Annotated in this window: 17 protein-coding genes; 11 read left to right on the top strand and 6 right to left on the bottom strand. The window is 73.5% G+C overall.

Annotated elements, in window-relative coordinates; translation table 11 throughout:
• Positions 1–152 precede the first annotated feature (152 nt).
• Complete coding sequence (locus tag ACRAS8_RS31550) at positions 153–620, top strand: hypothetical protein (protein ID WP_438489386.1); 468 nt, start codon at positions 153–155, stop codon at positions 618–620.
• 65 nt (positions 621–685) lie between these two features.
• On the opposite strand, the gene ACRAS8_RS31545 is transcribed toward ACRAS8_RS31550, so the two are convergent.
• Positions 686–856 (bottom strand): hypothetical protein, encoded by a 171-nt coding sequence (locus tag ACRAS8_RS31545; protein ID WP_438489385.1) that lies wholly within the window; start codon positions 854–856, stop codon positions 686–688.
• A gap of 659 nt (positions 857–1,515) precedes the next feature.
• Between ACRAS8_RS31545 and ACRAS8_RS31540 the strand changes: the two genes are divergently transcribed.
• The 3 genes from ACRAS8_RS31540 (at position 1,516) to ACRAS8_RS31530 (ending at position 5,030) form a co-directional block, all read left to right on the top strand.
• Positions 1,516–4,098 carry an ATP-dependent Clp protease ATP-binding subunit gene (locus ACRAS8_RS31540; protein ID WP_438489384.1) on the top strand — a complete coding sequence of 861 codons (2,583 nt, stop codon included), beginning with the start codon at positions 1,516–1,518 and terminating at the stop codon, positions 4,096–4,098.
• A 72-nt stretch (positions 4,099–4,170) separates the two neighbouring features.
• Complete coding sequence (locus ACRAS8_RS31535) at positions 4,171–4,647, top strand: DUF6328 family protein (protein WP_438490657.1); 477 nt, start codon at positions 4,171–4,173, stop codon at positions 4,645–4,647.
• A gap of 143 nt (positions 4,648–4,790) precedes the next feature.
• Positions 4,791–5,030, top strand: coding sequence for a hypothetical protein (locus tag ACRAS8_RS31530; protein ID WP_438489383.1), 240 nt, complete (start codon positions 4,791–4,793; stop codon positions 5,028–5,030).
• Between the two features lie 60 nt (positions 5,031–5,090).
• On the opposite strand, the gene ACRAS8_RS31525 is transcribed toward ACRAS8_RS31530, so the two are convergent.
• Both ACRAS8_RS31525 and ACRAS8_RS31520 read right to left on the bottom strand, forming a co-directional pair.
• Entirely contained in the window at positions 5,091–6,083 is a 993-nt protein-coding gene (locus tag ACRAS8_RS31525; RefSeq protein WP_438489382.1) for a hypothetical protein, read from the bottom strand.
• 330 nt (positions 6,084–6,413) lie between these two features.
• On the bottom strand, positions 6,414–7,211 hold the full coding sequence (locus ACRAS8_RS31520; protein ID WP_438489381.1) for a VOC family protein: 798 nt from the start codon (positions 7,209–7,211) through the stop codon (positions 6,414–6,416).
• Between the two features lie 242 nt (positions 7,212–7,453).
• Between ACRAS8_RS31520 and ACRAS8_RS31515 the strand changes: the two genes are divergently transcribed.
• The 7 genes from ACRAS8_RS31515 to ACRAS8_RS31485 all read left to right on the top strand — a co-directional run bounded on the left by ACRAS8_RS31515 (position 7,454) and on the right by ACRAS8_RS31485 (position 16,472).
• Positions 7,454–7,642, top strand: a complete 189-nt coding sequence (locus ACRAS8_RS31515) for a DUF6381 family protein (protein ID WP_438489380.1) — start codon at positions 7,454–7,456, stop codon at positions 7,640–7,642.
• Between the two features lie 113 nt (positions 7,643–7,755).
• Entirely contained in the window at positions 7,756–8,727 is a 972-nt protein-coding gene (locus ACRAS8_RS31510; RefSeq protein WP_438489379.1) for a hypothetical protein, read from the top strand.
• A gap of 133 nt (positions 8,728–8,860) precedes the next feature.
• Positions 8,861–9,973 carry an AAA family ATPase gene (locus ACRAS8_RS31505; RefSeq protein WP_438489378.1) on the top strand — a complete coding sequence of 371 codons (1,113 nt, stop codon included), beginning with the start codon at positions 8,861–8,863 and terminating at the stop codon, positions 9,971–9,973.
• The gene (locus ACRAS8_RS31500; protein WP_438489377.1) at positions 9,954–13,199 is read left to right on the top strand and encodes an ATP-binding protein; all 3,246 of its coding nucleotides are present in this window, start codon (positions 9,954–9,956) and stop codon (positions 13,197–13,199) included. Before ACRAS8_RS31505 ends, ACRAS8_RS31500 begins: the two co-directional genes overlap by 20 nt.
• Positions 13,196–14,344, top strand: a complete 1,149-nt coding sequence (locus tag ACRAS8_RS31495; protein WP_438489376.1) for a trypsin-like peptidase domain-containing protein — start codon at positions 13,196–13,198, stop codon at positions 14,342–14,344. The genes ACRAS8_RS31500 and ACRAS8_RS31495 overlap by 4 nt, the downstream gene beginning before the upstream one ends.
• 50 nt (positions 14,345–14,394) lie before the next feature.
• Entirely contained in the window at positions 14,395–15,465 is a 1,071-nt protein-coding gene (locus tag ACRAS8_RS31490) for a trypsin-like serine peptidase (RefSeq protein ID WP_438489375.1), read from the top strand.
• Positions 15,462–16,472: a hypothetical protein gene (locus ACRAS8_RS31485; RefSeq protein WP_438489374.1), complete on the top strand. Its 1,011-nt coding sequence runs from the start codon at positions 15,462–15,464 to the stop codon at positions 16,470–16,472. Before ACRAS8_RS31490 ends, ACRAS8_RS31485 begins: the two co-directional genes overlap by 4 nt.
• Before the next feature lie 45 nt (positions 16,473–16,517).
• On the opposite strand, the gene ACRAS8_RS31480 is transcribed toward ACRAS8_RS31485, so the two are convergent.
• Genes ACRAS8_RS31480 through ACRAS8_RS31470 form a run of 3 tightly spaced genes read right to left on the bottom strand, consistent with a single transcriptional unit; the run spans position 16,518 to position 19,285 of the window.
• A complete protein-coding gene (locus ACRAS8_RS31480) occupies positions 16,518–17,549 on the bottom strand; it encodes an ABC transporter substrate-binding protein (RefSeq protein ID WP_438489373.1) in 1,032 nt (343 codons plus the stop codon).
• 58 nt (positions 17,550–17,607) lie between these two features.
• Entirely contained in the window at positions 17,608–18,480 is an 873-nt protein-coding gene (locus ACRAS8_RS31475; protein WP_438489372.1) for an ABC transporter permease, read from the bottom strand.
• A complete protein-coding gene (locus ACRAS8_RS31470) occupies positions 18,470–19,285 on the bottom strand; it encodes an ABC transporter ATP-binding protein (RefSeq protein WP_438489371.1) in 816 nt (271 codons plus the stop codon). The genes ACRAS8_RS31475 and ACRAS8_RS31470 overlap by 11 nt, the downstream gene beginning before the upstream one ends.
• Positions 19,286–19,396: the final 111 nt, after the last annotated feature.

Genomic DNA, 19,396 nt, shown 5'->3' with positions numbered 1-19,396 from the left:
ACGGTTCGTTCGCCGGCCGCGTCATCCGTTGCGTTCTCCAGTGCAACACCCATGGGCGGGACTTGCCCAGCCCCACCCAGGCATCGCGGCAGGGCCACCATTCGCCGGGCATCGACCGGCTCCTCGCGCCTGAGCTGACGTACGTTGGCCTGATGAGAGATGAGCTGCGGGGTGGGCCGCGGGAGCGGTGGCGGGGGTTGGCGCGGTGGGCGCGCTGGGTGCTCGTGGTGTATGTGGTCGGCTTCGTGGAGGGGACGTGCGCGCATGTGCTGGATCTCGCGCGCGGCGGAATCCATGTGTACGCGGCCTTCGCCCCGGTGCTGCTGCAGGTGCTCTTCGTGAGCCTGGTCGTGCTCGATCCGCTGGTGGTCGTGCTGGTGGGGCTGGTGCGGCCGACGGGGATTCGGCTGGGCGCCGGCGTGATGGCGCTGGACGTGTTCGCCAACTGGTTCGTCAACTGGCCGCGATTGCAGGCGGATCCGGCCTGGCTGCTGCGCCCGGTCGGGTTGCTTCCCATCACCCTCTTCGGGTTGTTCGTCCTCGGAACCGCGATTCCCGTGCTACGGGCCGTGCGCGGGGCGGCGGCGGGGCGTGGGGTGGCGCCACGCGCCCTGGCGTGACCTGGCCAACTCCACCCAACTCGGCAAGAGCGCCTTGGTTTTGGGGAGACCGCCCGCTGAGGCTCTCAGTGATCGCCGACCGCCCGTAGGCCGCCCGCGATCCGCTGCCACTTGGCGAAGATCTCCGGACGTTCGTCGGGCTGTGCCCGGTCCATCTCGTCGTCGAAGCGCCGGGCGAGGGACGGGCTGGCGAGCGCCTCACGAATACGCTCGACGGTCCATGGCAGGGTGCTCATACCTTCCTCCCTTTCCAGCGTTGTGAAACCGCCAAAGATAGCGGGCCGACCGGGCCGTGGAGTGCGTTTTCACCCGCTGCAACCCGAAGGGGCGAATTGCGGAGAGAAGGCGGAGAGAAGGTGGTGGTGCCGGGGAGGCGGCGCGTACGGCTTGTCTGTGCGTGCCGGTCGGGCAGGGTCGGCGGAGCCGTGCCACGAAGGATGGGGGTAGCCGATGGGCCGGCGCCGCTGTGCCGCGGTGGCGGGCCTCGCGCGCGCCCCTGCGACGCGCGGCCGTGCCACGCGCGGTCGGCGCTGCCAGCGAGCCAAGTCGTTCGGGGGCAGGATCGCCATTCGGGCGAGTCCTTCGGGAGTCCCTCGGGAGCCATCCGGGAGTCCGTCGGGCCTCGCCCGTGCGGCACGGCAGCCGTGGGTCGCCGGGGTCGCGGGCGGTGGCGGGTGACCTGGTGGGGCGGCCAGGCCCCGGGTGGGAGGCGCCGGAGGTGCGAACGGTCCCGGTGGCGCCGATGCTGAACAGAGGAGTCGCACGTCGCGGCGACGACGCACCGGGCGACAGCACCGGGAGAGCGCAGTACGTACGAATGGCAGTGCGTACTGATGCAGTACATACCTGATAGGCAGCGTGTCGCGGCACCGTCGTGACAGCGGAACGGACGCACATGACCGATGGATTCATGGGTCCGGAGGGTTATGGCCCGGACTCGTTTGGTGATTTTCTCGCGCGCTTCTTCGGGCGTTCCGCGCAGTCGCCGGGTGAGGAGGGGGGCACCGCCATGCCGCGGCAGGCCGACATCGCCCGGCTGATGAGCGGGCCGGCCCGGGATCTGGTGACCTCCGCCGCCGCGTACGCCGCCGAACACGGCAGTCCCGAGCTGGGCACCGAGCACCTGCTGCGGGCGGCGCTGAGCACCGAGCCGACCCGGAGCCTGATGCGGCAGTCGGGGGCGGATCCGGATGTGCTGGCGGCCGAGATCGACCGGAACGCCGGGTCCGGGCCGTTGCAGAAGAGCGTCGCGGTGACCCCGGCGGTCAAGCGGGCCCTGTTGGGCGCGCACGAGCTGGCGCGGGGCACGGGGGCGTCGTACATCGGGCCGGAGCACGTACTGGAGGCGCTGGCCTCGAACCCGGACTCGGCGGCGGGGCGCATCCTGCACCTGGCGCACTTCGATCCGCAGGCGACGACGGGCGGGCACGGCGGTGCCGGGGCGCACCAGCCGTCGGGGTCGGGCGCCGAGCACGGCCCCGTACCGCATCACGACACGCCGACGCTGGACAAGTACAGCCGGGATCTGACGGACCTGGCCCGGGCCGGCAGGATCGATCCGGTCATCGGGCGGGAGGAGCAGATCGAGCAGACCATCGAGGTGCTGTCGCGGCGCGGGAAGAACAATCCGGTGCTGGTCGGCGACGCGGGCGTGGGGAAGACCGCGATCGTGGAGGGGCTGGCGCAGCGGTTGGCCGACGGGGAGGTGCCGGAGACGCTGTCGGGGCGGCGGATCGTGGCGCTGGACCTGACCGCGGTGGTGGCCGGCACCCGCTACCGCGGCGACTTCGAGGAACGGATGAACAACATCATCGAGGAGGTCCGGGCGCACTCCGACGCGTTGATCGTCTTCATCGACGAGCTGCACACCGTGGTGGGGGCGGGCGGCGGCACCGGGGAGGGCGGGGCGCTGGAGGCCAGCAACATGATCAAGCCGGCGCTGGCGCGCGGGGAGCTGCATGTGATCGGGGCGAGCACGCTGGAGGAGTACCGGCGGTACATCGAGAAGGACGCCGCGCTGGCCCGCCGCTTCCAGCCGATCCTGGTGCCCGAGCCGACGGTGCCCGACACGGTGCAGATCCTGCGCGGGCTCCAGGACCGCTACGAGGCCCACCACCAGGTGCGGTACACCAAGGAGGCGGTGCTGGCGGCGGTGGAGCTGTCGGACCGGTACATCACCGACCGGTTCCTGCCGGACAAGGCGATCGATCTGCTGGACCAGGCGGGGGCCCGGGTCCGGCTGCGGTCGGCCACCAAGACGCCCAACGTGCGTGATCTGGAGCGCGAGGTGGAGCAGTTGGGGCGGGACAAGGACCAGGCGGTCGCCTCGGAGCAGTACGAGCGGGCGACCGAGCTGCGGGACCGGATCACGGCGCTCACCGAGCAGATCAGGGCCGTCCAGGAGACGCCGGGCGAGCGGCCGATGGGGGGCGACGGGCGGATCGTGGAGGTGACCGCCGAGGACGTCGCGGAGATCGTGTCGCGGCAGACCGGGGTGCCGGTGAGCAGTCTGACGGAGGAGGAGAAGGATCGGCTGCTGGGGCTGGAGGGGCGGCTGCAGAACCGCGTGATCGGGCAGAACGACGCGGTGGCGGCGGTGTCGGAGGCGGTGCTGCGGTCCCGGGCCGGGCTGGCCGATCCGAACCGGCCGATCGGCAGCTTCCTCTTCCTCGGCCCGACGGGCGTGGGCAAGACCGAGCTGGCGCGGGCGCTGGCCGAGGCGCTGTTCGGCAGCGAGGACCGCATGGTGCGGCTGGACATGAGCGAGTACCAGGAGCGGCACACGGTCAGCCGGCTGATCGGCGCCCCGCCCGGGTACGTCGGCCATGAGGACGCCGGCCAGCTCACCGAGGCGATCCGCCACCACCCGTATTCGCTGCTGCTGCTCGACGAGGTGGAGAAGGCGCACCCGGACGTCTTCAACATGCTGTTGCAGGTGCTCGACGACGGGCATCTGACGGACTCTCAGGGGCGCAGGATCGACTTCAAGAACACCGTGATCGTGATGACCAGCAACCTCGGTTCGGAGGCGCTCAGCGGCGGCCGCGGGGTGCTCGGCTTCGGGCCGGCCGAGGGGGGTGCGGACGACGGCGCGCGGGAGCGGGCGCTCAGTGCCCTGCGGGGGCACTTCCGGCCGGAGTTCCTCAACCGGCTCGACGAGATCATCGTCTTCCGCCAGCTGACCGACGCGCAGTTGCACCAGATCACCGGGCTGCTGCTGGACGGCACCCGCCGCCGGCTGCACGCCCAGGACATCGCCGTCGACTTCTCCGCCGCCGCCGTGGACTGGCTCACCCGCCGCGGCCACCAGCCCGAGTACGGGGCCCGGCCGCTGCGCCGGACCATCCAGCGCGAGGTCGACAACCGGCTGTCGCGGATGCTGCTCGACGGGGCGCTGTCGGCCGGGGACCGGGTGCGGGTGGACGTCGCCGACGACGCGCTGGCCTTCCAGGTCGACCAGGCTGAGCACACCACGTGAGCGGCACGGCCGCGGGGACCGGAAGGAGCCGAACTGAACGGTCAGCCGGATGACGGGAACGAGTCGGAGCCGATCCGGCCGCGGGGCCGCCAGGAGACCGAGGAGGAGCGCGCCGACCGGCGCTGGACCGAACTCCTGCAGGAAGTGCGGGTCATCCAGACCGGGGTGCAGATCCTGTTCGGCTTTCTGCTCACCGTCGTCTTCACCCCGCGGTTCGCCTCGCTCGGCACGGCGGACCGGAACATCTACGTGATCACCCTGCTGCTGGGGGCGTCCACCACCGGTGCGCTGGTGGGGACGGTGACCTTCCACCGGCTGGTGGCCGGGCACCGGCTCAAACCGCAGACCGTGCTGTGGGCGGCGCGGCTGGCGCTGGTCGGGGTGGTGCTGCTGCTGGGCACGGTCGCCTCCGCGCTGCTGCTCATCCTGCGGCTGGCGCTGAACGCCACGGCGGCGCCGTGGGTGGTGGCGATCCTGGTGGTGTGGTTCGTGGGGTGCTGGTTCCTCCTGCCGGCGTGGGTGCTGCGCCGCTACTCGTCGTCGGACTGAGCGGACCGAGCGACCCGGGCGGACTGCGGGGCGGCCGGGCCGGTGCGACGATGGAGGAAAGGTGCGGGGCGCGCCGGGCAGCCGGCGGGGCGGCTCCGCACGCCCGGTGCCGTCGACGGATCCGCGGGGATGGAGGGATCACCATGACGGTCTGCGAGGTCTGCGGGAACGACTACGCGCGGGGTTTCGAGGTGCACATCGACGGCGCGGTGCACTCCTTCGACTGTGTGGAGTGCGCGGCCCATCTGCTCGCCCCGACCTGCGAGAACTGCCAGTGCCGGATCCTCGGGCACGGGCTGGAGGCGGGGGGCGACCGCTTCTTCTGCTGCGCGCACTGCGCGCGGATCCGCGGCGTCAAGGAGCTGGCCGACAGCGTGGCGTGACGCCGGGACACATGCTGCGGCGGCCGCCCCGCGGGGACGGCCGCCGCATCCGCGCACCGCTCACGCGCCGGCCGCGGCCGGCGCGGGGCTCACCCGGCGCGGACGCAGCAGCAGCGCGGCACCGGCGAGTCCGGCGCTGAGGATCGCCAGTGCGACGGCCAGCAGCTCCGGCCACATCGAGGCATCGCCCAGGCTGCTGCGCAGCGGGACCAGGACCCCGGCCCGGGACAGCGCGTGCAGCACGATCACGGTGACCGCGGCCGCGGCACTGGCCGTCCAGATGGTGGCCGTGTCGCGCATCGCCAGGCAGCCGGCCAGCAGCAGGTACACCACGGCGATGATCAGCGAGATGGCGTCCGAGGAGGGGTTCTGGGTAGCCGCCGTTCCCACCGGAAGGTGGCCCAGCCCGCACAGGGCCAGGGCGACCGCGGCGGGCCAGCGCAGGACCGACCGCAGGACGCCGCCGACCGCCTGGCCGGGCGTGGGCGCTCCGGGCCCCTGCCAGTCATGGCCGCCGTGCGCGCCGGCCGCCGGCCACGGGGCGCGCGGCGGCCGCGGCGGGGCGTCCCGCATCGCCGGGTCGCCGTGGCCGGGGGCGCCGCCCGGCCCCTGCCCCGGGTAGGCGAGGTCGGGCCCCTGTTGACCGTAGGGGTCGGGATAGGGCTCGGCGAACGGGTCGCTGAGGGCGGGCAGGGCCGTGGTGGCCAGGCCCGCGGTGTCGGGACGGCCGTCGACGTAGCCGTCGGAGTAGCCGTCCGGATAGCCGTCGCCGGCGGGCGGCGCCCCGGTGGGGATGGGGATCTGCCCCGCCTTGGCGCGGTCGAACAGCTTGATCAGCTGGACGACCTCGTCGACGGATCTCTCCACTGCCGCCGCACGCAGCGCCTCATAACTCGCCTCCGCGGTGTGCGGGGCCTCGCCGAGCAGGGCGAGCAGCGGCCCGACCTCGCTCACCGGGCGGGTCGTCGCCGCCACCCGCAGCGCTTCGTCGCCCGGGTTGGGGTCTTCGCCGGTGCGCTTGAGCAGATCCACGAGGGCGGCGACTTCCTCCACCGGTCTCGTGGTGGCCGCCGTCCACACAAGGGTGCGGAACGAGACATTCTCTTGGCTGCTGGGCGGAACGTGTTCGCCATGGTCTGTCGGGGACGGATCGGCTTGGCCCCCACGAGGAGCTGGTTCAGATGACATGTAGGGACTCCACTGAACGAGGTGAGAGCGTCCGCACCGGGGGTGCCGGCGCCCATCGGGCGTTGTGCGTACTGGTTTGTGCCTGTTTCCGTTCAGCCAACGTCCCTTTTGGCCGCGGGCGCCAGTGCTGGCGGGCCATCCGGGGAAGACACGCCGCGGGGCGGGAGAACGACCGGGCGTGTCGGCCGGTCCGCGTCAGCTCTGCGCGGTGGCGACGGTGAAGAGCCCGCCCTGCGGATCCCCGATCACGGCCTCGCAGCCGTCGCCGTCCACCATCGACGTCACCGGCAGCGCGAAGCCGCCGGCGGCCACGGCGGCGGCGGTGACCTGTTCGATGTCGTGCACGGGGAAGTAGACGTGCCAGCGGGGGCGGACATGCGGGTCCGGGGCGGACTCGACGGCGCCGCCGCGCAGCGCCGCCACGGTGTGCCCGCCTTCGTCCCGCACCACGACCTCGTCGTGCTCGTAGGTGATGTCGCAGCCGCCGGGGCGGTCGGGGGACCAGCCGAAGACCTCGCCGTAGAAGATCGCCGCCTCGAAGGCGTCGCGGGTGCGCAGTTCCAGGCACATCGGCGCCTCGCCCTGCCCGACCGCCCAGGAGAGCGTCTGGCCCTCCCAGAGGCCGAACACCGCGCCGTCCCGGTCGGCGGCGAGCGCCGCGCGTCCCTTGCCCACTTCGAGGGGCCCGACGGCGACCGTGGCGCCGCGTTCGCGGATCCGGGCGGCGACCTCGTTGGCGCTCTCCACGGCGAAGTAGGGGGTCCAGGCGACGGCGACGTGCCACTCGGGCGCCAGGCTGCCGATGCCTGCGACGGGCTGTCCCCCGGACAGGGCGACGGCGAACGCGCTCCCCACGCCGCCGGGCCGGAACTGCCAGCCGAGGACCTTCCCGTAGAAGTCCTGCGCGCCCCGCAGGTCATGGGTCATCAGGCTCACCCAGCACGGCGCGCCGCCGAGGGCCGCGGTGGCGCTGCGGATCTTGGTGGCGGGCATCGGGATCCACCTCCGGAGGTTCCCTACTGGCCCCCATTATGCGCTTCCCAAGGCGGGTGCTCTCGGGGGCCGCCGGCCGTCCGTCTTCGCTTCCGTGCCTGGTCGGCGCCGGGGCGTGATGCTTCGAGGTGCCGTCGGCCGCGGGCCCTGATTCGCTGGTAGCAACGGCTCCCCGGGCGGACACCGGCCATGGCGCGCGCCCGGCGGCGCCGGGTACCGACACCGGACGAGAAGGAACGGTCATGGGAGCGGACGAGACACGCGAACGCCTTCAGCAGATGCGGGAGAAGGCCAGGGAGCTGGCCGACGCCGCGGAGCACACCAGCGATCCCCAGGAACGGCAGCGGCTCCAGGAGAAGGCGCGCCGGCTGCAGAGCCGGAGCGAGCAGGAGAGCGCCATGCGGGCCGGGGACATCTACCCCTCGGAGTGAACCCCCGGCACGGCCCGGCGCCCGGCCGTTGGAGTGGCTTACGGCCGGGCGCCGGTGGGCCGTGCGCGCCGCCGGGAAGGAGCTGCGGCGGAGGAACGGCGGCAGGAGGCGGAATGCACCGCATGCGGCCCACCGTGGTCTATGTGCACGGCAACGGGAACAAGGTCCGTCCGGACCTGCTCAAGTCGCAGTGGGACCAGGCGCTTTTCGGCCGGGACATGGCGGAGGTGTCCCGCATGGCCTACTGGGCGCCGCTCCAGTACGCGCGTCCGCTGCCGGACTTCCAGGTGGACGCGCTGGACGGCGGCCCGGCGGCCGAGGCGGAGCCGGCCGCGGCGGCGGAGTCCGGGGTGTTCGACGCGCCGGAGGAGTTCGTGGCGCGGACCGTCGCGGACGCCTGGCGGGAGTCGGGGGTGGCGGGGCTGGAGGACCGGACGTCCGGGGGCCCGGACGCGGTGGCGGTGGAGGGTGCGCTGGTCGGCTGGCTGCGCGAGATGACGTATCTGGCGGAGACCCTGGGAGCGGCGGAGGCCGGCGGCGACGAGGAGCCCGGCAACGGTGCGGCGCTGCCGCTGGAGGTACTGCCGCTGCCCCGGCCGCTGCGGACGGCGCACTTCCGGGAGCTGGTGCGGCGCACGTTCAGGGATGTCCACGCGTACTTCTTCGGGGGCCGGGGGCCGGCGATCCGGCAGGTGGTCGCGGAGGCGCTGCCGCCGGCGGACGGGCCGGTGGTGGTCATCGGCCACAGCCTGGGGTCGGTGGCCGCCTACGAGGTGCTGCGGGAGCGCGACCGGGAGGTGGAGCTGCTGGTGACGCTGGGGTCGCCACTGGCGATCGCCGAGGTGCGGGAGCAGTTGGCGCGGCCGCCCGCGGTGCCGTCGGGCGTACGGGCCTGGCGCAACGTCTCCGACCTGCGGGACCTCGTCGCGCTGGGGCACACCCTGCGCCCGGAGTACGCCCCGTCGGAGCTGATCACCGATGCGCTGGTCACCAACGACAGCGGGAACCATCACGGAATCGGCCAGTACCTGGCCCAGGCCGCGGTCCGGGAGCCGGTGCAGCGGCTCTTCGGTCAGCTGGCCTGACCAGGGATTTCCGGTGCCCGGTCGGCGTCTTGCAGAGGCCCGGACCGGGTGCAAGCATGACAAACAGGAGGACGGACAGGGGTCGGCCGGGCGGTCCCCCGCGGGCCGGCCGGGTAGGTGCGGCAGGTGCGGGATGCCGTTGCGCGAACAGGACTGGGAACTCGTCACGACGTGGCTGGAGAAATACCTCCTCAACGTCGCCGACCCGTACTCCCGGCTCGCCCAGTACTTCCCCCACGAGTTCCTCGCGGCGCTCCCGCTCACCAACGTCATCGCGCAGAACGCCCGCACGCTGGTGCACGCCTCGCGCCGGAGCATCGAGTTGGAGGTGCAGCTCGTCGACGCGGTCACCCGGCTCGACGACATCCGCGTCCGCCCGGACATCGAGGACGCGCGGGCGTTTCTGGCCCGCCTGCGCGAGGACCTGCGGATCCACAACGAACAGGACGTCTTCCGCACCTGCGTCCTCCAGCAGGACACCGGGGCCTTCATCGGCCGCGAGGACCTGCGGGAGACGCTGCGCGGCCTCGTCGCGGCCGGGGGGAAGTCGGTGCTGCTGGTGGACGGCGTACCGGGCAGCGGGCGGTCGTACACCTACCAGTTCCTGCGTCACCTCGGGTCGCACAAGGGATTCCGCCCGGCCCGGGTCACCCTGTCGGACACGTACACCGGGGCGCAGGTGCTCCGGCGGCTGGCCGAGTACGTCGTCGATCCGCGGGCCGGAACGCAGTGGCTCGGTCCGACCCTGCCGGGCGACGGTCCGCCGACCCTGGCCGAGGTCGCCCGCCGGGTGATCAGCCTGGCCGCCACCGCCGAGACCCGCTACTGGCTGGTCCTCGACGACTGCGACCGGCTCGATCCGCTCTCCGACGTCTGGGAGGTCATCAACGAGCTGGCCAAGGCGATCTACGAGTACGCCGACCCCGACCGGGTGCCCCGGCTGGTGCTGCTCGGCTACGGCCGCACGATGCACCAACTCCCCGATGAGCTGCAGGGAATCCTGTGCTGGGACACCGCCCGGATCATCGACCCGCCCGAGCTGCGCCGCTTCTTCGACCAGTGCTTCCGCGAGTCGCCGCCGGCCCGTCTCGACGACGCCGACCCCGCGGAGATCGACGGCCTCGTCGACGAGGCGGTGGCCCAGGTGCTGTACGCCGCCCGGTCCCCGGACGACGACGGCGAGAACTACATGCGCAGGGTTCGCAGGGCGACGGAGAAGGCGATCCATGTCTATCGCTCCCTCTGACCCCGCCCGTCCCGTCCGCTCCCGGCTGCGCGAGGAGTTCGCCGCCCGGCTGCGGGAGGAACTGCGGGCCGGGGAGCCGGAGCCGGATCCCGGCGCCGTCCCCGATGTCCGGCGCGCCTACCGCGAAGCGGCCTGCCTGCTCTCCGGCTTCGACCCGCGGACCCTGAAGCTGCCCGGCGAGGACCGGCCGACCGGCGGCGCGGTCCTCGCGCTGCTCGACGACTGCACCACCCTGGGGCACGACGGTGCGGCCCGCTGGGTGCTCAGGCCCGAGGCCCGGGAGGCCGCGCTGCGCGGTCTGGCCGGGCCCGAGGCCGCCCGGGTGGCCCTGGAGGCCAACCGGGCGCAGTTCCCCGCCGAACCCGGCGGACCGGAGGCCCTCTGCCTGGCCCTTCTCCAGGGCAGTCTGCCCGGGGCGGCGGACCGCCGGGCCCGCTGGTCGGCCGAGGAACTGGGCGACACGCTCCAGGCGGTGCTGTGGCTCTCCGAGATCCCCGGCGTCGGCGGTCTGCCGGACCCGGCCGAACTCCGGACCGCGCTGGCCCGCGCCAGATTGCTGGAGCCGCTCCGGCACCTGGCCGCGACGCAGTTCCAGGGCCGCGCCGAGGAGTTGGACCGGCTGCGCGCCTATGTCTGCGGTTCCGGTGCCGGCCGGGACTCCGCGCCGGCCGGCTCCGGCGCCCCTCCGGCCTTCGTGGCGCCGCTGGTCATCCACGGGCCGGGCGGCATGGGCAAGAGCACGCTGATGGCCAAGTTCCTGCTGGACGGCCTGGCCGAGTCGGCCGACCGCAGCGTGGCCGCGTTCCCGTTCGCGTACATCGACTTCGGGCGGCCCACCCTCTCCATCCGGGAGCCGGTCACTCTGATCGCCGAGATGGCACGCCAACTGAGCGTGCAGTACCCGGAGTTCGGCACCGAGCTGGCGGCGCTGGCGGACGAGTGCCAGCGGGCCGCCGCCACCCAACGCGAGGAGCAGGAACGGGTCACCCAGCTGCACCAGCTGGCCACCACCCGGGTGCTGGGCAGCGAATCGTCGGAGGAGTTCCAACGGGTGGCCACCGCGCGGGAGACCGGGCTCGTCCGGCAGGTCGCGGAGGTCCTGGGGCGCGCGGTGGCCGCGGCCGGCCGGCCGGGTGCGCCGTTCGTGCTGGCCGTCGACACCTTCGAGGAGGCGCAGTACCACGGCTCCCCCGTGCTGGGCCGCATGTGGGCGATCGTCACCGCGTTGCAGAGCGTCTACCCGCACTTCCGGATGCTGGTCGCCGGACGGGCGCCGGTCGGCCATCCGTCCTACACGGCGACGCTGAACGAGATCGAGCTGCGGGAGCTGGACCGGCCGGCCGCCGTGGCGATGCTGCGCTCACTGGGTGTCGACGACCCCGAGGTGGCCGGGGCGCTGGCCGAGCGGGTCGGCGGGCATCCGCTCAGCCTGCGGCTGGCCGCCCGGGCCGCGGCGCTCGCCGGCGGCGAGGCCGAGCGGACCGGCGAGCTGATCCGCGAGCTGCCCGAGCGCCGCCGGGAGGTCTTCCGCCGGGTCGACGAGATGCTGGTGCAGGGCATCCTCTACGACCGGATCCTCAGCCACATCGCCGACGAGGACGTGCGGCGGCTGGCCCATCCCGGGCTGGCGCTGCGGGTGATCACACCCGGGATCGTCCGGGAGGTGCTGGCCGGGCCGTGCGGTGTGGAGGTGGCCGACGAGCGGGCGGCACACCGGCTGTTCGACGAGCTGAGCCGGCTGGACATGATGGAGCCGATCGGGCCGGAGACGGTGCGCTACCGGCCCGACGTCCGCACGATCATGCTGCGGCTGCCCGGCGGGGACCATACCGAGGTGATGCGCCGGATCGAGCGGCGGGCGGTGGCCTACTACGCGGCGCGCGAGGGGGTCGCGGCACGTGCCGAGGAGATCTACCACCGGCTGCGGCTGGACGAGGACCCGCGGGCGGTGGAGGAGCGCTGGCTGCCCGGCGTCGAGCGCTTCCTGACCGACGCCCAGCAGGACGTGCCGCCGCGGGCCGCCGGACTGCTGACGGCGCGGCTCGGCGGCAACGCGCCGCACCGGGTGACGGCCGGCGCCGACCAGGAGGACTGGGAGCGGATCGCGGCCCGCGAGGCGGAGGGCCTGCTGGCCCAGGGGTTCGCCGAGGCGGCCCTGTCCCGGCTGGGGAAGCGGCGGCCGTGGACGCCGTGCAGCCCGCTGCACGCCCTGTGCGCGCAGGCCCTGAACCGGCTCGGGCGGCGCGACGAGGCCCGGAAGGCCGCGGCGGAGGCCATCGGGCAGACGGAGCGGGCCGGTTGCCCGGAGCGGCGGCTGGAGCTGCTGCTGCTGGGCGCCCGGCTGGCCGAGGAGGCCGGCGATCTGCCGGACGCCGACCGGCAGTTGCGGGTGGCGGAGGACGTCGCGGTCGGCCTCGGGCAGGACCTGGAGGCGATGGGCGCACGACTGGCCCGGGCGCGGCTGCCCGCCACCGGCGGCACCGCGTTCTCCGGCGCCCAGGCGAGCCGCCAACTCTCCACCCAGCTGCGGGAGTTGCCGGACGAGGTGCTGGCCGACCAGCCGGTGCTGGTGCGCGCGGTCGCCGCGCAGATCTACGGTCAGGACCCCGGGGCACTGGCGCACGCCCTCGACGTGGTCGGGCTGCCGACGGACGACGCGACGCTGGACACCCTGGGGGCGGCGATGCGCCGGGCGACCCGCCGGCAACCGGCGCTGCTCAGTGCGGTGCTGGGGATCCTGGACGAGGCCGCGCGGCCGACCGGGCGGCCGGCGTGGGCCGCGGCGGTGATGCCGGGCCCGCCGGAGCCGGAGCCCGCCCCGGCCCCGCCGCCGGCCCGCGCCGCCATGCCTCCGGGCCCGCCGTCGGCGCCGTTGACCGCCGTGCCCTCGGGCCCGCCGGCACCGGCACGCCTCGAAGAAACCGGGGGCGGGGCCGGCGACGGGACCGGAGCCGGTGCCGTGAGCCGTGCCCGCCGGGTCCCGGCGCCCGCCGCGAGCCCCGCCGCCCACCCCACCGGCATCGCCGGCATCCTGCGCCAGGCGCGCGACCGCGGCACCCTCGACACGCTCGCCCACCGCCTGCTGGCCGTCCCCGACCACAGCGGTGAGATCACGGCAGGAGTGGCCGCGGCGATGGGCGTCGGGACCCATGCCCGTACGACACCGCGGGGCGGGCACCGGGGGCCGGACGAAGGGAGCGGCCCGCCCGGGCCGGAGCGCCGATGACCGCCTACCTCTCCCAGGACGAGATCGGCCGGCTGCTGGACGCCGCGCTGGAGTGCGGGCTGGCCGACCCCACCGTCCGCCCGCTGCTGTTCGACGGCATCATGCCCAAGTACCACGGCACCCTGCCGATGCTGGCCGCCCCGATCCACCAACTCCGCTCCGACCTGACCCGGATGAACACCGTGGAACGGCTGGTGGACGGCTCGGTCCCGCTGGAGATCTGGCTGCGCAACGCGGTGGCGCAGACCACCGAGGCCGGGCCGCTGAAGGTCCTCCAGCACGCCCTGGACGAGGTGGCCCGGCGCGCCGGCGGCGAACCCGACGTCCTGGCCGACCGCCCGGCGCCCGAGCTCAAGGAGCAGATCGTCCACCGCGACGACACCGTCCCGATCGGCTTTCTGCGCGGCGGCGACCTGGCCGGCACCGCGGTCGCCCGGCTGAAGGTGCCGCCGTACCAGGACGGCGCGCCGCTGCAGCCCAACGGCTTCCCGCACGCCGGCACCGGCTGGCTGATCGGCCCCGCCCTGCTGATGACCAACCACCATGTGGTCAACGCCCGTACCGGAACCGGCGCCGAACGCCCCCTGGCCGCCCCCGAGGACCTGCAGCTCCAGGCCCGGCACACCCGCGCCCGCTTCGGCTACGACAGCGACGCCGGCGACCTCGACGACTCCGCCGCCGAGGAGGCCGAGGTGGCCGAACTCGCCGCCGCCGACCCGGAACTGGACTACGCGGTGCTGCGGCTGTCCGCCCCGCCCGGCCGCCCGGTGCTGAAGCTGGCCCGGCATCCGCTGGTGGTCGCCGGCGGCGACTACGTGGCGGTCAACATCATCCAGCACCCCGGCGGCCGGTCGAAGCGGGTGGCGCTGCGCAACAACCTCGTCTACGAGGCGGACGAGCAGGACGTCCGCTACTTCACCGACACCCGCGGCGGCTCCTCCGGCTCCCCCGTCCTGACCGACGACTGGCGGGTGGTGGCGCTGCACCGGGGGGCCCGGCGGGTGGAGAACGTGCTGTTCCAGGGGCGGACGACCGCGTTCGTCAACGTCGGCACCCAGATGACCAGCGTGCTGCGCCACCTGGAGACCCATGCCCCGGACGTCCACGCCGAGATCGTCGCGGCGCAGGGCGACGGACGGGGCTGAGCCCGGCCGACCGGCGCCGCGGCCCGGCCGACCCGACCGAGGAGGACGAGATGGAAAAGCGGAGCCGATCCCCGGTGGCGACCGGGCCCGAGCGGGTCTTCTCCGATCTGCGCGCGGTGGCGGCGCGGGTGCGGGGCCAACTGTCCTGGGAGGAGCCCGAATCCGCCGTCGAGCTGCCCGCCGAGGAACAGCCGGCCGGGCAGATCTCGCAGTACGCCCGGCAGGAGCGCACCCGGGTGCTGTCGGCCGGCGCCAGCGGTCTGGAGAAGCTCGCCGAGGGCCGGGCGGACGAGATCAGCGACGACGAGTCCTTCGGGATGGAGGCGATCGTCCTGCTGGAGGGGCGCCCGGCCATCCTCGTCCGGCATCACGACTTCCCCGCGCAGCAGGGCGACTGGGCGGTGCTGGACGCCCACCGGGCGGCGATCCGGGAGTCGCTGGCCCGGGTCGGCCGGGTGGAGGTCTCCGGCCACCTCAGCCTGGACTGGCTGGGGACGGGCTTCCTGGTCGGTCCGGAGACGGTGATGACCAACCGGCATGTGGCGGTGGAGTTCGCCCGCAGCGCCGGCGAGGGCTGGGTGTTCCAGCAGGGGCTGGGCGCCGCGCTGGACATGGGCGAGGAGTACGACACCGGCCCGGAGCCCGCCGACGGCGGCCCTTCCTACGAGGTCACCGGGGTCCTGGGCATCCACGAGGACGCCGATCTGGCCCTGCTGCGGATCGCCCCGTACCTCGGCGGCAGCACGCTGCCCACTCCCCTGGCGGTCGCCGCGGACGCGCCCGCGGACCTGCCGGGCCGCCCCGTCTACTGCGTCGGCTATCCGACCTGGGACGGCCGCCGCAACGAACCCGAGTCCATGCGCCGGATCTTCATGGACGTCTACAACGTCAAGCGCCTCCAGCCGGGCACGACCACGGGCCTGGAGGCGGAAGGGAATGTGATGCGCCACGACTGCTCGACCCTGGGGGGCAACAGCGGCTCCCCGGTCATCGACCTCATCGACCACCGCGTGCTCGGCCTGCACTTCGGCGGCCGGTACGGCCTGGGCAACTACGCCGTGCCGCTGTGGCAGCTGGTGGAGGATCCGCTGCTGGTGCGGGGGGAGGTCAACTTCGTATGAGTCTGCTTCGTGAGGGCGCGGATGGGACACAGCGGGTGCGGACCGACGGACGGCCCCGGCGGCGGGCGCTCCTCAAGGCGGCGCCCGCGGCCCTGTTGGGCGTCGCCGGGTGTGCCGGCGGGGAGCCGGCGAAGGCACCGTCGTCGGCCCGGCCGAGCGCGTCGGAGACGGCCCGGCAACTGCCCACGGTCGGGCCCTGGCGGCCGAGTCCGGGCGAGGTGCGGCCCGAGGTGAAGACGCGGGCCGTGGAGCTGGTCCGGGCGATCGGGGCGTGGCCCACCGGCGAGCGGGACGCGGCGATGGCGCGGGTCGGGGCGCTGGGGCTGCCGCCGACGCTCGTCGACCAGGCGGGCGCGCTCCGGCCCGGCGGCACCGAGGCGGTGCTGGAGGTGGTGGACGCGCAGTACGGGGGCATCCTGGCGGATGCGGCGAGCGTGCTGGTGGTGTGCCGGCAGTGGGTGCGGCGGGCCGACGGCACGGTGCTGGCGGGCGGGACGACGGTGGACGTCCGGCTGCGCCGGGCGAGCCCGCGGTGGACGGTGACGGCGCTGCACCCGGCGGCGCCCGGGGCCCCGGCGGCGGCGCCGGGCGAGGCGGCGCGGCGGGTGCTGGCCGCGGGCCCGGCGATCGAGCTGCCGCCGGCGGCGGCCGCGGACGTACGCAGCGGTGCGGTGCACACCAGTGTGCTGGAGGCGCTGTTGGAACTGGCGCGGAAGCACCGGCTGGCGGTGAGCGTGGTGCGGTCCGGGCATCCGCTGAAGGTGTTCGGGACCGACCGGCCCAGTGATCATCCGCTCGGGCGGGCGGTCGACGTCTGGCGGATCGACGGGCATCCGGTGGTCGATCCGGCGACGCCGCGGCAGCTGGTGGAGTCGGTGATGCGCGCGGCGGCCGCCGCCGGTTCCTACAACGTCGGCGGGCCGTTCCTGCTCTCGGGCGGAACGGCCGACCAGTTCTTCTCGGACGCCACCCACCACGACCATGTGCACATGGGCTTCCGCACCTGATCCCGGCGGGCCGGCCTCACACCTTCAACACTCCCTGACGCCCCGTCACTTCTTCACGAACTCCGTGGTGTAGGTCTTCTTCAGATCGATCGTGGCGTTCTTGAGGTTGGGATTGAACGCCTTGAGGACCCGCTCCACGGTGGCGGGGCCGTCGGCCGGCATCACCCCGTCCTTGGTGAACATCGGCAGGGTGTCCTTGATGGCCTTGACGTACAGCTCCTTGCCGCCCTGCGCGTAGTCCGAGGGCATCTTCGCGGCGATCTCCTCGGCGGTGTGGGTGGACATCCACTTGAGGGTCCGGACGAAGGCGTGGGCGAGCTTGTGGACGGTGTCCTTGTGGCTGTTGACCCAGTCGGTGCTCATGTAGAGGCTGGACGACGGGTAGGGGCCGCCGAGCGCCTGCTTGGAGCCCTCGGGGGTGCGCATGTCGACGAGCACCTTGCCGATGTTCTTGTCGACGACCTGGGCGACGGTCGGGTCGGTCGTCATTCCGGCCTGGATCGAGCCCTGCTGCATGGCGGAGAGGAAGGTCTGGCCGGCGCCGACCGCGACCGGGGTGATCTCCTCGGGCTGCACGCCGTTCTTGACCGCCAGGTACTTGGTGAGGAAGTCGGTGGACGAGCCCAGGCCCGTGACGCCCAGCTTCTTGCCCTTGAAGTCCTTGGCGGAGGTGATCTCCGAGGCGGCCTTGTTGGCGACCACCTCCACCTCGCCGGGCGCGTGGGCGAGTTGCACCACCGACTCGACCTGCTTGTTCTTGGCCTGGAGGTCGAGGGTGTGGTCGTAGAAGCCGACGACGCCCTGGACGTCGCCGGAGAGCAGGGAGGTGGTGGCCTGGACGCCGGCGGGCTCGGTGAGCAGGGTGACGTGGAGGCCCTCGGCCTTGAAGTAGCCGAGCTGCTCGGTGAGTCGGGCCGGCAGGTAGATGAGCTTGTCCAGGCCGCCCACCATGATCTGGAGCCGGCCGTCGTCGGCGTCCGCGGACGGGCCGGCGGAGGGGCCGCCGCAGGCGGTGAGGCCGGTGAGGGCGAGCGCGGTGGCGGCGACCGCGGCCGAGATCTTGAGCGGGGTGCGCATGGTCACGTCCTTGTGAGGTGGGCGGTGTGGAAGCGGGTGGGGCGAGCCGGGCAGCGGGTCAGCGGCCGTCGCCGGCGTCGGCCGGCTTCCAGCGGAAGAGCCGCTTCTCCAGGAAGGCCAACAGCCCCTCGGCGAGCAGGGCGATGGCGGCGAGGATGACCATGGCCGCGTAGACGCCGGGAGCGTTGAAGGTGCCCTGGGAGGCCGAGACCAGCAGGCCCAGGCCCTTGGTCGCGCCGATGTACTCGCCGACGATGGCGCCGATCAGCGCGAAGCCGAAGCTGACGTGCAGGCTGGTGAAGATCCACGAGGTGGCGGCGGGGATGACGACCTGGAAGGTGACCTGGCGGTTACTGGCGCCCAGGATGCGGGAGTTGGCCACCAGGTTGCGGTCGACCTCGCGGGCGCCCTGGAAGGCGTTGAAGAAGACCGGGAAGAAGACCAGGACGACGGCGGAGGCCACCTTGGAGGCCGGTCCGAGGCCGAACCAGATGAGGAAGATGGGGGCCAGCACGATCCGCGGCAGCGCGTTGAGGACCTTGATGAACGGGCCCAGCACATCGGCCAGGAAGCGGATCCGGCCGAGCGCGATGCCCAGCACGACACCCCCGATGACGCCCAGGACCCAGCCGAGCAGCGCCTCGTAGAGCGTGTACCAGACCTGCTGCCACAGGGGGCCCTGCGGGGTGCCGTTGACCGCCCACTGGGTGATCTGGTCCCAGACCTTCGAGGGCATGGAGAAGTAGAACGGGTCGATGACAGCGGCGCGGGCCAGCCACTCCCACAGGCCGAGCAGTCCGACCAGGAGGGCGACCCGGGTGCCGTGGACCAGGAGCCGGTGGTTGCGGGCGGCGCGGGCGCGGGCCTGGCTGCGCCCGCCTGCGAGGCCAGCCCTGGCGGCGGCCGGTGCGGTGACGGTCTCAGGCGACATGGGCGGCACCCCTTTCGCGGGTGATGCGGACCTCTTCGCCGAGCGAGGACCAGATCTCCCGGTAGATCTCGACGAAGCGCGGCTCCAGCCGCACCGCCTCGACCCGGCGGGGCCGCGGCAGGTCGATGGTGAAGACTTCCTTGACGGTGGCGGGGCCGGCGGTCATCACCACGACCTTGTCGGCCAGGGCGATCGACTCCTCCAGGTCGTGGGTGACGAAGACGACGGAGGCGCCGGTGCCGGACCACAGGTCGAGCAGCTCGTCCGACATCAGGGCCCGGGTCTGCACGTCGAGCGCGGAGAACGGCTCGTCCATCAGCAGGATCTCGGGGTCGTTGACGAAGGTCGCGGCGAGCGCGACGCGCTTGCGCTGGCCACCGGAGAGCTGGTGCGGGTAGCGGTCCTCGAAGGCGCCGAGGCCGACCCGGGCGAGCCACTCGCGGGCCCGTTCTCTGGCCTCGGTCTTGGCGACGCCGCGGAAGCGGGGGCCGGCCATGACGTTGGAGAGCACGGTGCGCCACGGGAAGACGGCGTCCTGCTGGAAGACGAAGCCGACCTTGTCGCCGATGCCGCGGACCGGCTCGCCGGCCACCAGCACCTCGCCCTCGGTGGGCTCCTCCAGGCCGCTGACCAGCGTCAGGGTCGTGGACTTACCGCATCCGGTGGGCCCGACCACGGCGACGAACTCGCCGCGGCCGACGGTCAGGTCCAGGTCCCGGACGGCGGTGTGCAGACCTCCCGAGGGGGTGCGGAAGGTCTTGCTCGCTCCCCGTAGCTCGATGGCGGGGCTCGTGTGGCTGTTCATGGACCGGGAGGCTAGGAGTGGGCCGGGCCACGACGGCAGCCTTGTGGGCGCAAGCCGTCTTTCTGCGCGCAAACCCTGTTGTGCCCGTTTTGCTCACGCTAGAACAAGCCA

Source organism: Streptomyces sp. S186, assembly GCF_051603415.1.
In the GTDB taxonomy this organism is placed as follows: Bacteria; Actinomycetota; Actinomycetes; order Streptomycetales; family Streptomycetaceae; genus Streptomyces.
Note: the sequence above shows the minus strand (reverse complement) of the source record. Positions and strands in the feature narration are given on the sequence as shown.

What these genes read in the sequence shown, in the direction of transcription:
- ACRAS8_RS31550 (WP_438489386.1), top strand. Translation starts at nt 153, where the DNA reads ATGAGAGATGAGCTGCGGGGTGGGCCGCGGGAGCGGTGGCGGGGGTTG.
- ACRAS8_RS31545 (WP_438489385.1), bottom strand. Translation starts at nt 856, where the DNA reads ATGAGCACCCTGCCATGGACCGTCGAGCGTATTCGTGAGGCGCTCGCC.
- ACRAS8_RS31540 (WP_438489384.1), top strand. Translation starts at nt 1,516, where the DNA reads ATGACCGATGGATTCATGGGTCCGGAGGGTTATGGCCCGGACTCGTTT.
- ACRAS8_RS31530 (WP_438489383.1), top strand. Translation starts at nt 4,791, where the DNA reads ATGACGGTCTGCGAGGTCTGCGGGAACGACTACGCGCGGGGTTTCGAG.
- ACRAS8_RS31520 (WP_438489381.1), bottom strand. Translation starts at nt 7,211, where the DNA reads ATGCCCGCCACCAAGATCCGCAGCGCCACCGCGGCCCTCGGCGGCGCG.
- ACRAS8_RS31515 (WP_438489380.1), top strand. Translation starts at nt 7,454, where the DNA reads ATGGGAGCGGACGAGACACGCGAACGCCTTCAGCAGATGCGGGAGAAG.
- ACRAS8_RS31510 (WP_438489379.1), top strand. Translation starts at nt 7,756, where the DNA reads ATGCACCGCATGCGGCCCACCGTGGTCTATGTGCACGGCAACGGGAAC.
- ACRAS8_RS31505 (WP_438489378.1), top strand. Translation starts at nt 8,861, where the DNA reads ATGCCGTTGCGCGAACAGGACTGGGAACTCGTCACGACGTGGCTGGAG.
- ACRAS8_RS31500 (WP_438489377.1), top strand. Translation starts at nt 9,954, where the DNA reads ATGTCTATCGCTCCCTCTGACCCCGCCCGTCCCGTCCGCTCCCGGCTG.
- ACRAS8_RS31495 (WP_438489376.1), top strand. Translation starts at nt 13,196, where the DNA reads ATGACCGCCTACCTCTCCCAGGACGAGATCGGCCGGCTGCTGGACGCC.
- ACRAS8_RS31490 (WP_438489375.1), top strand. Translation starts at nt 14,395, where the DNA reads ATGGAAAAGCGGAGCCGATCCCCGGTGGCGACCGGGCCCGAGCGGGTC.
- ACRAS8_RS31485 (WP_438489374.1), top strand. Translation starts at nt 15,462, where the DNA reads ATGAGTCTGCTTCGTGAGGGCGCGGATGGGACACAGCGGGTGCGGACC.
- ACRAS8_RS31480 (WP_438489373.1), bottom strand. Translation starts at nt 17,549, where the DNA reads ATGCGCACCCCGCTCAAGATCTCGGCCGCGGTCGCCGCCACCGCGCTC.
- ACRAS8_RS31475 (WP_438489372.1), bottom strand. Translation starts at nt 18,480, where the DNA reads ATGTCGCCTGAGACCGTCACCGCACCGGCCGCCGCCAGGGCTGGCCTC.
- ACRAS8_RS31470 (WP_438489371.1), bottom strand. Translation starts at nt 19,285, where the DNA reads ATGAACAGCCACACGAGCCCCGCCATCGAGCTACGGGGAGCGAGCAAG.